This window comes from Sulfuricurvum sp. IAE1 (assembly GCF_004347735.1).
Taxonomy (GTDB): domain Bacteria; phylum Campylobacterota; class Campylobacteria; order Campylobacterales; family Sulfurimonadaceae; genus Sulfuricurvum.
Map to the genome: position 1 here is coordinate 43,297 of NZ_SLTI01000013.1, position 14,482 is coordinate 57,778.

At 56.8% G+C, this 14,482-nt stretch carries 13 protein-coding genes; 8 read left to right on the forward strand and 5 right to left on the reverse strand.

What is annotated here, in order from left to right; translation table 11 throughout:
* Positions 1-27: 27 nt before the first annotated feature.
* The 3 genes from E0765_RS02805 to E0765_RS12790 are packed head-to-tail and all read right to left on the reverse strand — an operon-like array spanning position 28 to position 4,371.
* Positions 28-999, reverse strand: a complete 972-nt coding sequence (locus E0765_RS02805; RefSeq protein ID WP_132811713.1) for an argininosuccinate synthase domain-containing protein — start codon at positions 997-999, stop codon at positions 28-30.
* Between the two features lie 12 nt (positions 1,000-1,011).
* On the reverse strand, positions 1,012-2,655 hold the full coding sequence (gene dnaG, locus E0765_RS02810) for a DNA primase (protein ID WP_132811714.1): 1,644 nt from the start codon (positions 2,653-2,655) through the stop codon (positions 1,012-1,014).
* 51 nt (positions 2,656-2,706) lie between these two features.
* Positions 2,707-4,371 (reverse strand): methyl-accepting chemotaxis protein, encoded by a 1,665-nt coding sequence (locus E0765_RS12790; protein WP_223175664.1) that lies wholly within the window; start codon positions 4,369-4,371, stop codon positions 2,707-2,709.
* Between the two features lie 126 nt (positions 4,372-4,497).
* Between E0765_RS12790 and rpsU the strand changes: the two genes are divergently transcribed.
* From rpsU to E0765_RS02830, 3 genes are all read left to right on the forward strand, one after another.
* A complete protein-coding gene (gene rpsU / locus E0765_RS02820) occupies positions 4,498-4,710 on the forward strand; it encodes a 30S ribosomal protein S21 (protein ID WP_013458942.1) in 213 nt (70 codons plus the stop codon).
* Positions 4,711-4,816: 106 nt separating this feature from the next.
* Positions 4,817-5,980, forward strand: coding sequence for a formate-dependent phosphoribosylglycinamide formyltransferase (gene purT, locus E0765_RS02825; protein WP_132811715.1), 1,164 nt, complete (start codon positions 4,817-4,819; stop codon positions 5,978-5,980).
* A 4-nt stretch (positions 5,981-5,984) separates the two neighbouring features.
* On the forward strand, positions 5,985-6,911 hold the full coding sequence (locus E0765_RS02830; RefSeq protein ID WP_132811716.1) for a D-2-hydroxyacid dehydrogenase: 927 nt from the start codon (positions 5,985-5,987) through the stop codon (positions 6,909-6,911).
* On the opposite strand, the gene E0765_RS02835 is transcribed toward E0765_RS02830, so the two are convergent.
* Complete coding sequence (locus E0765_RS02835; RefSeq protein ID WP_132811717.1) at positions 6,892-7,797, reverse strand: AEC family transporter; 906 nt, start codon at positions 7,795-7,797, stop codon at positions 6,892-6,894. The two genes, E0765_RS02830 and E0765_RS02835, sit on opposite strands and share 20 nt — an antisense overlap.
* A 98-nt stretch (positions 7,798-7,895) precedes the next feature.
* Here E0765_RS02835 and E0765_RS02840 point away from each other — a divergent pair, with 98 nt between their 5' ends.
* From E0765_RS02840 to E0765_RS02855, 5 genes are all read left to right on the forward strand, one after another.
* Positions 7,896-9,497, forward strand: a complete 1,602-nt coding sequence (locus E0765_RS02840) for an FAD-dependent oxidoreductase (protein ID WP_132811718.1) — start codon at positions 7,896-7,898, stop codon at positions 9,495-9,497.
* The gene (locus E0765_RS12425) at positions 9,476-9,622 is read left to right on the forward strand and encodes a hypothetical protein (RefSeq protein WP_165921634.1); all 147 of its coding nucleotides are present in this window, start codon (positions 9,476-9,478) and stop codon (positions 9,620-9,622) included. The genes E0765_RS02840 and E0765_RS12425 overlap by 22 nt, the downstream gene beginning before the upstream one ends.
* Before the next feature lie 129 nt (positions 9,623-9,751).
* Entirely contained in the window at positions 9,752-10,459 is a 708-nt protein-coding gene (locus E0765_RS02845; RefSeq protein WP_132811719.1) for a succinate dehydrogenase/fumarate reductase iron-sulfur subunit, read from the forward strand.
* Positions 10,460-10,515: 56 nt separating this feature from the next.
* On the forward strand, positions 10,516-11,013 hold the full coding sequence (locus tag E0765_RS02850) for a YajQ family cyclic di-GMP-binding protein (RefSeq protein ID WP_132811720.1): 498 nt from the start codon (positions 10,516-10,518) through the stop codon (positions 11,011-11,013).
* 13 nt (positions 11,014-11,026) lie between these two features.
* A complete protein-coding gene (locus E0765_RS02855) occupies positions 11,027-11,632 on the forward strand; it encodes a DNA-binding protein (protein WP_132811721.1) in 606 nt (201 codons plus the stop codon).
* 3 nt (positions 11,633-11,635) lie between these two features.
* On the opposite strand, the gene E0765_RS02860 is transcribed toward E0765_RS02855, so the two are convergent.
* Positions 11,636-14,458 carry a helicase-related protein gene (locus E0765_RS02860; RefSeq protein WP_132811722.1) on the reverse strand — a complete coding sequence of 941 codons (2,823 nt, stop codon included), beginning with the start codon at positions 14,456-14,458 and terminating at the stop codon, positions 11,636-11,638.
* Between the last annotated feature and the right edge of the window lie 24 nt (positions 14,459-14,482).

Here is a 14,482-nt window from a genome sequence, read left to right on the forward strand (position 1 = left end):
TGCGCCCTTAGCCGCACTAACGCATCCTTAGATCATATACTTCTGCGCATCGTTGCGCGTCAGGGTGCTAACGGCCGTTAGTACTTCATCCCCGAAACGGAGCGTCTGCTCCCCTTCAAATCCCGCTTTGCAGTATGCCAGCATGAGTTTTGCCGCCAATTCGCGGTCGTTCGCACTGGCCGTTTTCGAAATAAGGGCGTGCGGGCCGATCAGATCGGTCGTCACGTGAAGGTATTTGGGATTGTCGATCCCCTCGAGCACGGCGTTGTCTTCGGCGTGACGTCCGACAATCAGTTTGGCACCCTCCGGAAGGCGCAGCTGGCGGCCGTATTTGAGCGTCGGGATATCTTCGACGCTAAAGGTGTCGTGGGAGATAAAATCACGGATTTTGCGGGCAAAATGCTCATCGGTGAGCAGGCACCCTCCGCCGGGGGACTCGTAGTCTTTGAGTCCGAACGTTTCGGCCAGCTCCATTTGCCGGTCGCGGTTGCGTCCGACGATCCCCTCGAGTTTTTCGCGGTCAATCCATCCTTCCAGTTCCGGGATCGTCGGTTCGAGTGCCTTGGCCGACATCGGGCGCAGGAGCAGCCCTTCGCAGTTGCTCTGGTTGAGGACGATCGCCAGGGCCTCTTTGTTCTGGCTCATCGGACGCTGTCCCAGCACTTCCCCGCTAATGAGAAAGCTCGCTCCCCATTCCCCCATCAGCCGTTTGGCGACTTCGAACATTTTGGCATGGCAGTCGATGCAGGGGTTGAAATGTTTGCCGTAACCGTGTTTGGGGGTAAAGAGAACCTCACGGAGGTATTCGTCGCGGATGTCGACGCTCCGAAATTCGGCCCCCACCTGCGCACACATATTCTGCATGTGCGCGAGGCGGTCTTTGGTCGATCCGAATCCGGTGTTGATGTTGCAGGCGATCACTTCGATCCCCTGGTCGATGATCAGTTTCATTGCGAGCGTCGAATCGAGGCCGCCGCTGAAGAGGGCGATTGCTTTCATTATGGTGTCCCTTTATCCTAACGGAACGAGTTCGCCCCGTTTGAGGCGTTCGATTTTGTCCCGGTATTGACGTATTAAATACGATTTTTGGTCGAATGATACCGTATTTTGGGTGGTGACTTTTTTGAGTTCCCGGTTGTAGTGGGTTATTAAGAACGTTATAAGTTCTTGCTTGAGCCCTTCGTCCCCCTCGAATACCCGAATCCGCTCATCCATCAACAGGGCGCTCAGCCGAGGGTCCTCGCCGTTCCCCCGCAGTGCCGCTTCGAACTCGTCCGCATGATACTGGAGCAGCCCGGGCTCGACGAAATCAAGGAGCGCATCGATGATGTGAGGACGTTCCAGTACTGTTTTGATGAGGCTGAGTTCCCATACGTCGTGATGTGAAAAATTGATCGGCTGTACCGCCGCGTTTTTCCCCTGACCGATCCGGATCAGCGAAGGGGATACCCCAAGACGGGATGCGACGAAAGGGCGGTACTCTTCCTGGAGGAGGGGGGAGAGCGTTTTGAGAAAAGCGACCGACTCGTGCAGCGCCCCCTCTTTGGCTTTCGGATCGCGCAGGTCGTAGGTACTGATCGTTTCGGTGACGACGAATTCGATAAAAGGGATCGGATGGCGTAACAGCCCCCCAAGCGCTTCGATTTCGCCGTTTTTGACCATGTCGGCGGGGTCAAGCCCTCCCTCGAACAGTACGACGCCGCCGTCGAAACCCCCCGCACTTAAAAGTTTCGATGCCTTCAGCGCTGCCGCGCGTCCCGCTTTGTCGCCGTCGTAGGCGAGCAGCACTTTGGGTTCGCCCTTGCGCAACAGCGGGAGATGCTCCGCAGTCAGCGCCGTTCCCAGCGTCGCCACGGCCTGCGTAAAACCGGCCTGATGCAGCATCACCACGTCGAGATACCCCTCTGTGACGATGATCTCGCGACGGCGGAAGACGGTGTCCCGGGCGAGATGGTAGGCGTAAAGGAGACGGGATTTGTTGAACAGGTTCGTCTGGGGGGAGTTGACGTATTTGGCCTGATGACCCGTAATGGTCCGCCCCCCGAATCCTACGAGGGCTCCGCCGGGAGCATAGATCGGGAAAGTTATCCGCTCGATGAAGCGGGCGAAGAGACGTCCGTCTTCCCCCCTCCCCAATGCGCCAAGCTCGATCGCTTCGGCGGTGCTCAGTTTGCGTTGTTCCAGGAAACGGATCGTATCGAAAGAAGCGGGAGCGTACCCGATCCCGAAGCGCTCGAGGCTGGAAGCATAGATCCCCCGCTCATGCAGGTATTCCTGCGCCGTGCGGTTTTGCTCGAGCAGCTTCTGGTACCATTCGTTGAGGGTTTCGAGGAGGTTGGAGCGTTTTTTCTGCGAGTTTCCACCTTCGTAGTGGAGGGTGAAATTGATCGAGGCGGCCAGTTTCTCGATCGCTTCGGGATACGAGAGTTTGTCATACTCCATGACGAATTTGATCGCGTCGCCGTGAACGCCGCAGCCGAAGCAGTGGTAGCTCCCGCGCGCGGGATTGACGACGAAACTGGGGGACTTTTCCTCGTGAAACGGGCAAGGGGCTTTGAAGCTCGAGCCCGCACGTTTGAGTTCGACATAGGAACCGACGACGTCGACGATGTCGAGTCTCGCTTTGAGGGCGTCAATGGAGTCTTGGGCAATCATGGAACTATTTTATCGAAACCCTGCTTTGGTTTCGCATGGACAGGCAGGGGCTCAGGCCGTTTTGAACTGCCCGAGCTGCGTGAAGAGTGCATCGGCCGAGGATGCGATCGATCCGACGATAGCGGAGAGCTCCTTCATCGACGCGTCGTTGGCGGACGAAAGGGATGCGAGCGATTCCATTTGCGCGAGCATCGACTCGATGTGTTCGGCGATCGTTCGGGAATTTTCGACGCTTTGGCCGGTAAGGATATCGGTTTTTTCCATTGCGCCGACGCTCTCGTCGATGTCCCGGTCGACCCGTTCGGAGAGGGTGGCCAGATGGTGCATCGCTTCTGTGTTGCGGTGCATCTGTTCGGTAGCGTCCGAGATGCTTTGGACGATGACGTTGATCGTGGCGTTGATCTCGACCAGGCTGTGTTGTGTTTTTTCGGCCAGTTGGCGTACCTCGTCGGCAACGACGGCGAATCCCCGCCCGTGTTCCCCCGCCCGTGCCGCTTCGATCGCGGCATTGAGTGCGAGCAGATTGGTCTGATCGGCGATATCGCCGATAACGGAGAGAATTTTTTGAACCTGGGACGCTTCGCCGTTGAGCTGGTCGAGTTTGGAACGAAGTTCGGCTTCGAGTTCGGTGCTGTGTGAAATGGTATCGAGCAATACGGAAAGTTCCTGCCGCCCGTGCAGGAGTTTTGAGAGAGCCTGAGTCATCGATTCCGAGGCGTGCGTGAAGTTTTCGACCCCCTCGTCAACGATTCGCTGTACCGACCGTGCTTTTTCCGATGAGGCGTCGGTGATGACGCGGCTGTCGTAGACCCGCCTGGTCAGTTCGGTATTGATGGTATCGAGTTCGCGGGCCGCCCCGAGATTGGCGGAGGCGATCTCTTTGGAATGGGAGATGGAACGCTCGATTTCGGCGATAAAATGGTTGAGGTTGAACATCATGGTACCCGTTTCGTCGCGCGTGTTCCCCCTAAACCTTTTTGTAAGATTGAACAGATCAGTTTTTAGCCCGTCGGTGAGGGTTTGTACCGGTCGGCTCACCTGCGAGACGAGCAGGGCGACGTTGACTGCCGAAACGGCGGTCCCGATCAGCGCCACGACGATATTTTTGCTGAGCATGTCGCTCAGCGAGAGGTCGGGTGAAGAGAAGAGAAGAATCGCGTTGAGCAGTACCAGAAGGGTGATGTTCCCGACCATCGTCGTAAATACCGCGAGAACCATTTTCCGGCCGAAAGACAAAAACGGGCTGCGCTCGTCGAGAGGAACCGAAGCGACCCACTCTTCAAGTCGTATGACGAAAAGAATGAAGACAGGGATGATAAAAAGGAGCAACAGCGGGAGTACGGCCAGCTCCGCGAGGATAAAACGCTCCGGCGCGATAAAAGGCTTGCCCCACAGTACCGCCGCCGGCCCGATCCCGGTATAAAGGAGCTGTCCGACCAAAAAGCGGTAGGGCAGTTTGGCAATGAGCGCCGCCGCCTCGGCATGGGTCGAGGGATTGCCCATCAGCGATTCGAGCGATCCCAGGGAGTACCGGAACCCCAGTATCATCGCCGTTGTCGCGACCGCCATGTAGAGGATCATGGGAAGCGAAAAGAGGATGTCGAGCAATTCTGCGGTACTGAAAAGTTCCGAAAAAGCCAAAAGGGCGATCCAAACCGCGGGGGGAATCATCATTCCGGCAAAAACAAGTGCCATCAACTGGTTGCGCTGCGTCATTTATGCTCCGTGTTAAGTCTACGTCAGATTTTATCATAGCTCAGGGTTGACTGAAAAACTACTTATTTTTTGAAAGTTATGGTAGAATTCGGGTTCAAAAATTTTAAATAGAAAGTGGGTGATTGCATGCCTGGTATTATCTTACGCCAAGATGATAACTTTGATGCAGCTTACCGCCGTTTCAAAAAACAAACAGATCGTAATCTGATTGTTACTGAAGCCCGTGCTCGCCGTAACCACGTTACCGAGACTGAAAAGCGCAAGCAGTTCAAAATCAGCGCTCGCAAAAAGATGCTGAAACGTCTCTACATGATGAGACGTTACGAATCTCGCCTGTAATTTCAAGCGCTTCGGCGCTTGGGTTACACCCCTTCGACCTTTTATAACCCCCCCTTTAAAAACCGTGTGTTACACTTAGGCAATTATTTTTGCACAAGGCTCTACCATGCTCTTTAGCGCACCTCTCAAAAGCAATTCCAAAAAAATCATGTTGTTAGGCTCCGGCGAACTCGGCAAAGAGGTCGCGATCGAAGCACAGCGGCTGGGGATCGAAGTCGTCGCGGTCGACCGCTACAAGAACGCTCCGGCTCACCTCGTCGCCAACCATTCGCACGTCGTGAACATGCAGGACAAGGAAGCGGTGCTCAAACTGATCCGCAAGGAAAAACCCGATTACATCCTCCCCGAGATCGAGGCGATCAGTATCGAGGCGCTGTTCGAAGCGGAGAAAGAAGGGTTTTGCGTCATCCCCAACGCCGAAGCGGTGAACAAAACGATGAACCGTAAAAACATCCGCAAATTTGCTGCCGAGGATCTGGGACTTAAAACAAGCCGTTATCATTTCGTGAGCACCTACGAAGCGATGTGTGAAGCGGCCGAAGACGTCGGATTCCCCTGTGTCATCAAGCCGGTCATGAGCTCTTCGGGGCACGGGCAAAGTATCGCGAAAACACGCGATGACCTCATCGCGTCGTGGGAAATCGCCAAGGAAGCCCGCGGCGATGCGAGCGAACTGATCGTTGAGGAATTTATCCGTTTCGACTACGAGATCACCCTTCTCACCGCGCGAAACGGCAATGAAACAGTATTTTGCGAACCGATCGGCCATATCCAAAAAGGGGGCGATTACGTTTTCAGCTGGCAGCCGATGGAGATGTCCAAAAAAGCTCTTAAACGTTCCCAGAAGATTGCCAAGGCGATTACCGACGGACTGGGGGGCAAAGGGCTTTTCGGCGTTGAACTGTTCGTTAAAGGGGATGAGGTCTATTTCAGCGAAGTGAGCCCCCGTCCGCACGATACGGGGATGGTCACCCTCATCACCCAAAGCCAGAGCGAGTTTGCGCTCCACGTACGGGCCGTCCTGGGATTGCCTCTGGGCTTCACCTTCTACGGCGAAGGGGCGAGCGCGGCGTTCAAATCCGAAGCCGAATCGACAACGCCGGTAATCGACGTCGCCGATGAGCTCTTCGACGAAAAAACGTTTGTCCGCGTGTTCGGCAAACCCGAAGCGCACGCCGGGCGCCGTATGGCAGTTCTTCTTGTCCTCGACCGTGCTGACAAGGCGCTGAAAAAAGCGAAGAAGCTGATCAAGAAAATCAAGGACGCGTAAGCGGATGAAGATCGTAATACTCGATGCGCTAACGTACGGTGATACGTCGTTAGAGGCTTTTAACGCGCTCGGAGACGTCACCGTCCACCTGACGACGACGGCGGAGGAGATTTTTGACCGGGTCCGCGAGGCCGAGGTGATCGTGACGAATAAGGTCGTCATCAATGACGCCGTGATGGAGGCCGCACCGTCGCTCAGGCTCATCTGCGTCGCCGCGACGGGGACGAACAACATCGACCACGAGGCCGCCGAACGGCGCGGGATTGCCGTCAAAAACGTCGCGGGGTATTCGACCGATGCGGTGGTGCAGCATACCTTTTCGATGCTCTTTTACCTGATGGGTCAGAGCCGCTATTACGACGACTACGTCAAACGGGGTGACTGGCAGCGTGAAAAGGTGTTTGCCCATATCGGTCCTTCATTCAGCGAATTGCGGGGCAAACAATGGGGTATCATCGGGCTGGGAGAGATCGGTCGCGGGGTTGCGCGGGTCGCAAGTGCGTTCGGCGCTAACGTCCGTTATTACTCCACGTCGGGGAAAAACGAGAACGGTGAGTATGAGAGAATAACGTTCTCGCGTCTCATCGAGCAAAGCGACGTCATCTCGATCCACGCACCGCTCAATGCCCAAACACAGAACCTTATCTCCCACTCCGAACTGCTCCAGATGAAAGACGGTGCGGTGCTCCTCAATCTTGGCCGGGGCGGAATCGTCGACGAAGAGGCCCTTTCGGTCATCATCGACGTCAAGCCCATTTTTGTCGGACTGGACGTTCTGGCCCAGGAGCCGATGAAAACGCCCCATCCGCTTCTGGGCGTCGGGCATCCTGAACGCCTCTACATCACTCCCCATATCGCCTGGACCTCGAGAGAGGCACGGGAACGTCTCATCGCGGCGACGGCCGAAAACATCAGAACGTTTTCAAAATAGCGGGCAATGCCAGCGCGATTCCCAAAAACGCGGCCGACGTCAGAAATACCTGTGCCGTGACGGTGCGCGGCGCACAGTTATAGAGCGACGCGAGATTGACGTTCGCCACCGCGAGCGGAACGAGCAGCTCCAGAAACAAAATCCCCTTGACCATCGGTTCCATCTCCACGTACTGCAATATCCCGAACGTCAGCAGCGGTATCAACAGAAATTTGGCGCTTGTGACCCATGCGCTCAGCCGCAGGTTGATTTCGGCAAGCTTGATTCCGTAGAGGTAGATTCCAAAGAGCACCAGCTGCATCGTCATCGAGGCGTAGGCTCCCATCATCAGCGTTTTATCGATTGCAGGGCTTGGGGTGTACCCGACAAGGTTGAGGATGATCGCAAAAGAGGCCGCCCATAACACCGGAAGCTTGAGGATGTTGAGGAGTGAACCCCTTACGCTGAATTCACCGCGCGAATAATAAAAAACGCCGATCGTATAAACGACGAAGACGTTGACAAGGTTGATAAGCGTGGTATAGGGGACGCTCTCTTCGCCGAATAGGGCGATCCCCAGCGGAACCCCTAGGTTCCCCGTGTTGCCGATCAGGGCGGCGACGGTGGCGATGGAGCGCTCTTTGGTGTCGGCAAACACCATCCGCGCGAGCGGAATCATCAGTATCAGCGACAATAGAGTGATACCCAGATACAGCGTCGGGGCGGCGAGCAGGGCCGTATCGATGGGGCGCTTGAGCAATCCCCAGAAGGTGAGAAATATTTGCAGAAAATAAACGCTTATGAGCGTGATCGTCCGATCGTCGATTTTCTCTTTGAACGCCCATTTCGCACCGAAACCGACGGCGATGAACAGATAGATGCCGAGGATCGAGAACAACGTTTGCATAGGTTATTTTACCCAAAAAAACTAGTCGATCTTTTTGAGTCGTCCCTAACGAGCGATGGGGTACAATCGCCGGGATTATTGGATGAAGAAGGGGTGTAATGGCGAAAGTATTGATAATCGGCAGCGGAGGGGCGGGGCTGGTGAGCGCTTTGTCGGCCCGCGAAACGGGTGCAGAGGTCGTGGTTGCGTCCAAAACCCTCCCGACCCGTTCCCAGACATCGATGGCGCAGGGGGGGATGAATGCGGTGCTCGCCGCCGACGACAGCGTCGCGGCCCATATCGACGATACCCTCCGCTCTTCGGCGGGCTTGGGGGACGAAGCGCGGATCGCGATGCTCTGTGAAAAAGCCCCCGACGCGGTGCGGTGGTGCAACGCGCTGGGGCTCCCTTTCAGCCGTGACGAGGCCGGAGAGATCGCCCGCCGCCGCCTGGGAGGGGCCAGCGCGCCGCGGGCGTGTTACGCGCAGGACTACACCGGGCTCAAACTGCTGCACACATTGTTCGACCGGTGTCTGGATGCGGGGGTGGACTTTCAAAACGGGCGGTTTTTGCTCAACCTGATCGTCGATCCCGAAACGAACCGTGCGCTGGGGGCGACGTTTCTCGATATCGAAAGCGGTGAGGTCGAAGAGATCCGCGCCGACGCGGTGATCCTTGCGACGGGGGGGTACGGTGCGATTTACGGCAAGCATTCGACCAATGCCGTCCAATCAACCGGCGACGGTCTGGCCGCGGCGGTCCGTGCGGGGGCGCGGCTGGCCGACATGGAGTTCATCCAGTTTCATCCGACGGCGCTTAAAAACTCCTCGATCCTCATCTCCGAGAGCGCGCGCGGAGCGGGAGGATACCTTGTGGATGCGCAGGGAGATCGTTTCACCGATGAGCTGGCTCCCCGCGATGTCGTCGCCCGGGCCATCCATGACGAAATCGGCAAAAGCGGCGCGGTTTACCTCGACATCCGCCATCTGGGGGAGGCGTTTATCGATCACGAGCTCCCGCAGGAACGCAAACTGGCCCAAATCTACGAAGGGACCGATCCGGTGCGCGAGCTGATCCCCATCAAGCCCGCCGCCCATTACAGCATGGGGGGGATTGAAGTCGATGCACGTTGCATGACGTCGGTGCAGGGGCTGTTCGCGGTCGGCGAGTGCGCCAACCACAAAACGCACGGAGCGAATCGCCTGGGGGGAAATTCGCTCCTCGAACTCGTCGTTTTCGGGCGTGAATGCGGCAAAAACGCGGCGGAATTCGGGGCGAAACACCCCGCCCCATCCCTCGAAAACCCGCAGTATGCAAAGGATCTCAATTTCGTCCGCGGCGTCATGTATTTCACCAACCAGATCGACTTCTACCAGAAACAGGAGATGCTTGCCAACATCTTCTATAACAACGTAGGGCTGATACGCGACGATATGGGGCTCAAGGCGGTTCTCGGGGCTATCCGGCAGATGCAGAAGGAGCTTCCGTTCATGGGACCGCGCGACAAGTCCCGGGAGTGCAATACGAATCTCGTAGAGTTCATCGAATTCGGGAACAAGCTTGAACTCTCCGAAATCATCGTCGTCAGCGCGATCAGCCGCGTCGAGAGCCGCGGGGCCCACTACCGCAGCGACGCCCCTGCGCGAAACGATTCGATGTTCGGGGCCCATACGATCGCGTGGAAGGAGGACGGAGTCTTATGCGCCGATTTCATGAAATGAAACCGCTGATCCGTTGTTCGGATGAAGGGGAACGTTGGGATGAGGAAGAGGATGCCGACTGGAACGGGTGCTGCGAAGACCCCTGTGACGATGACGAAGAGAATGAGCGGGAGTGGTGCGACTAATGGTAAGGATAAGCAAAAACGGGGTGTACTGCCCGCGGGCCCGCTGCCGAAGCGAACTCAGCGTTAGCGTAGCCGATCGGGGCTTTGCTCCGATGGCGTATAAAATTGATAGCGGGAGTGGTGCGACTGATGGAAATTAAAATTTTACGCAGCGGTAACGGCGAGTATCAGACGTATAACGTCGAGTTAGAAGGGGCGACGCTCCTTTCGCTCCTCAATCATATCAAAACGAAGATCGATCCGACCCTCACCTATTCCCACGGCTGCCGCAGCGGGGTGTGCGGAAGCTGTGCGGTTCGCGTCGGGGGACGTGAGGTGCTGATGTGCGAATACAAACCTTCGGGAGGGGAGTGTATCGAGCCGATCCGCAACGCCCGGGTAATTCGCGACCTCGTCGTCGAGGGATCGATGGTGGAGAAATGCAACCGTGCCGCCCACGCATCGGGCGAAAAGATGGACGGATCGGCGCTCAGCGCCGGGGAAATGGAGCGGATCACGGTTCAGAGCGACTGCATTTTGTGCGCATCGTGTTACAGCGCCTGTCCGGTTTATGCGGTGAACCCCGACTTTTTGGGCCCTTTCGCCCTTACTAGGGTATGGCGCTACGTCAACGACCCGCGTGAGCGGGAGGTTTCGGCCAAGATGGCCGCGGTTCAGGCCAACGGGATCTGGGATTGTACCCTCTGCGGTGAATGCGTCCCCGTATGCCCGCAGGGGATCGCTCCCAAACAGGACATCATGATGCTGCGCACCAAAGCCTCCATGATGGGGTATCAAGACCCTCATGCCGCTGCCGCTTTCGGCGGCGGACTCGATTTCGGCGGACCGATGTTTTAGGGGAGTTAGGATTATGTTATACTGATGTTATAAAAAACATCTGCAGGACATTATGTATGGCATCCGAACACTCTCTTGATATTTCCGCCAAAATCGATCTTCAGGCATTTAAAGACGCTATCGCCCAAGCCGAGAAAGAGGCGGCGGGGCGGTACGATTTCAAAGGGATCACGTACGAAATCAACTACCGTGAAAAAGAGAAACAGCTCATCCTCCTCGCCTCCAGCGACAACAAACTCGACGCTCTCAAAGACATCGTCATCGGCCGTCTGGTCAAGCGGGGTCTTTCTTCCAAGGTGCTCGAGGAACTCAAAACCGAAGACGCCAGCGGGGGGAACCGCAAAGCGACCTACAAGATCGTCGACGCGATCGAAGCCAAAGAGGCCAAAAAGATCGTCGCCGAAATAAAAAATATGAAAACCAAAGCGACCGCCCAGATCGAAGGGGATCACATCCGCGTCAAATCCAAACAGATCGACGAACTCCAGAAAATCATGGCGGCGATCAAGGCGATGGAGTGGGAAGCGCCGCTCGTGTTCGACAACTTCCGCTAAGTAAAGGATCACGATGAAAAAAATGACGATTGCCGAAGCGGCGGAACATTTCGGGGTCTCCAAAGAGGCGATCCATAACCGTATCCGGCGCGGAAGCCTTACGTGCATCGTCGAAAACGGCGTCAAGTTCGTCGCCGTCGCTTCGGCCAAAGCGGCGCATTCGGAAACGGCGATCGAAGCCGACCGCTATACCCGCTACATCGAACAGGAGAACGAACGGCTGCGCGACAAGGTGGACGTTCTCGAAAAAGAGACGACGCGACTGCGCGACCAGCGCGAGCAGATGCTGATCGACGAACGGGTCAAAATCGAACAGATCTATAAAGAGCGCGATGCTCAGCTGCGCAGCGTACTGCACGTCGTGGCGACCAAATTTCTCTCCCACGCCAATGCCGACGCGGTCGTTGAAGAGGCGATCAATGCCGATGTGGTCGAGGTCGCGGATGAGGAATGGATCTCCCTCAAGGCGTTTTTGAAGCTCAAGCGGGTCAAAGAGAAAGAAAAAAAGAAGATCAAAAACCGCTTCGAAACGGCGGTCGAGGCGGATGAGAGGCTCACGCTGCGGGAAGGGAAAGTGTTTTTGAACCCTTCGCGCTACGATTACTCCGACCTCCTCTAAGCTTTAACGGTACGGCCGTTTTTTCGCCGTCCCCTCCCGAAGCGGCGCTCTTGCGCCTTCTCTCACCCCTTGTTTGGAACGGTTTAGTTTGTTGAAACAGCTTTGGCAGATACTGAATTCGCTCTGCGGCGGCAGCGGTTTGGAGCACATTTTGCAGCGTGGGACGAAATGGCTTTGCTGGAGCGAATTCTCGATAAAGCGGTTGAGTTCACCCCGGAACGCGCGGGCTTTTTCGGCGTCGATGAAATACTCCCCGAGCCGATAGGAAAGCCAGAGGTAAAGGCTGATCTCTTTGATCCGGTCTTCGGCTTCCTGCAGCTCTTCCATTGTCAGCGCATGGCTTCCCAGATGGCGCGGAGGGATGTAGGCGATCGGTTTTTTCTGCTCCAGTGCGCGGACGTAGCGTTCGAAAGAGGCCATCACCAGCGGGGAGGAGGTCGAGAGCGGGGCGGTTGCGAGGGTGTATTTGGTCCGCATGTCCAGATCGAAACGGTCAACGATGGCCGAGGCTTCCTGCATCGACTCGAGGTTGGCGGCACGGAAGGGGCCTTCGAACTTCATGTTGTCGACGAAAAATGCGATGATGGCGGAGAGGGAGCGCTCTTCGAGGATGTTCGAGACGAGCATGACGTGGTCGAAATTGGCCATGACGTTAAACGGGATGCGGATCGGCTCGGGCTGGGCGTTGAAAAGGGGGGCGATTTTTTTGAGGACGTCGGCGCTGAGCGCCCCGACGTACCCTTTTTCGGTGATGCCGTAGCGCCCCGCCCGCCCGGCGATCTGCTGCACTTCGCCGGGGGTGAGGAAGCGCTGGTTCTGGCCGTCGAATTTGTCGGCTTTGGAAAACAGCAGCGTTTTGATCGGGAGGTTGAGCCCCATGCTGATGGCGTCGGTCGCGACGAGGATCTGCGTCTCCCCTTCGCGGAACCGGCGGGCTTCTTCCCGGCGCACTTCGGGACTCAGGTTGCCGTAGATGACGCTGGTGCGGTACGTTTTGGAAAGCTGCTGTTTGAGCCGCAGCGCGTTGGCACGGGTGAAGGCGATGAGGGCCGTACCCTCTTCGATCGCGTCGATCGGGGTGGGGGTGCGGAGGAGCTCGAGGGGGTTTTTGCGTTCGAATTCGACGATTTCGAGCGGCTCATTCAGGTATTCGGCGAGTGCCACGACCGCTTCACGCGCGTTCGGAGACCCCGTCATGATCACCGTCTTGGCGGGTGCGCCGATGATGGCGTTTGCCCAGGCCCATCCCCGGTCGCGGTCTCCGATCATCTGGACTTCGTCGATGACACAGACGTCGGCTTCGGTCTCGAATCCGAGCATTTCGATCGTTGAACTGATGTGGGTGGCGTCTTCGTCGATCAGCTGCTCTTCCCCGGTGATGAGGGAGACTGCGACGCCGTGTTCTTTAAGCGTTTCGTACCCTTCCAGGGCGAGGAGCCGCAACGGGGCGAGATAATATCCCGTCCCCGCTTTGCGCAGATGTTCGAATGCGCCGTAGGTCTTGCCGCTGTTGGTGGGGCCGATGTGAAGGATCAGCTTACGGCGTAGCGAACGGGCGAGGGGAAAAAGGTTTTTAAAGTCGCGTACGGTCCGGGCGAGAAGTTCCTGGCGCTGTCGGCGCAACAGCTCGCCGGCAATTTTTTGGTCGAACGCGAAAAGGACGCGGCGGGAGGTCTTGGCACTGATGTGAAGGGTTCCGCTCAAAAACGGGAGGAGCGTTTCCATCACGAGGGCATGGAGCCGCTCTTCCTCCAGTGCCAGCAGACGCGAGCGCTCGCGGCACTCCGAGACGAGCAGCTCCAGTTCGGCGAAGAAGAGCCGTTTTTCCTCTTCGAGCGTTTCGGCGATCATTGTTTCGATGCCGATATCCTCTTGTTTCCAGACCGCTTGGGTGATGCGGGAGAGATCGAGGGTGTGATGAGCGGTGTACTCGATCGTTTGGGACGTGTGGGGGAGTTCGATCGTGTGGGTCGTTTCGATCAGCAGATCGTCGCCGTGTTCGCTGAGGTTCGCGGTTTCGCCCAGAAGGCGTTTGAGGACGCTCAAAGGGAGGGGAACATCGCTTTCCGAGGCGGTGGGCGGCGCGCTTTTGAGTGCCGAAACGATCTCGCCGGGGCTTAGGTAGCGATGGGGATCGAGGGTCGCCGTAAAACGGTCGGTTTGTTCCTGTTTTTGTGATGTAAGGGTTTGTTTGAGAAGGGCGATCTCCGCGGTGAGGGTGTCGATATCTTCCTCATGTAGGCGCCGTTCGTTGAGCGGAGGGGTTTTGAGAACCTGTATTTTGGTAAAACGCTCATTTCCCAGGGTGTAGACGATCGGGGCGTAAAACTCCAGCCGGTCGTCGTAACCGAGTTTCCCGTCGAGCGCTTTTTCGAGCGTTTCGCGTTTGCCGACGTAGCGGAGGTGCTCGAGTTTGGCGGCGATTTTCTCGGGGGTGATTTTGCGGGTTCGGACGTCGATAAACGCGGCGTGCAGTTCCCGCCGCTCGTCGGCGGAGATGTCGAAGGCGTCGAGGAACTCGTCGATCTTCTCTTCGCGTTCGTGAGGTTTTTCCTTGGGTTTGGGATTCGGGTAGATTTTCCCTTCGTGATGGAAAAACTCGACGATGAGGGCGCGGTTGTCGCTCTCCCCTTCCGACCAGATCCGCCGGAACGTTTTGATGAGCCCCGCTTTGTCGGTGGTACCGTCGAAGACCCCAAGCGTATGGGCCAGCGCGATCAGCGTTTCGGAAGGGACCCGTTCGATCCCCTCGTCAAATCCTTCATCACCGAAAAAACGGCGGATCGCCTGGTTGAGTTTGATCATTTTTTTCTTTTTCTTTGCCATGATGAAAGTGTAGCCTAAATTTAT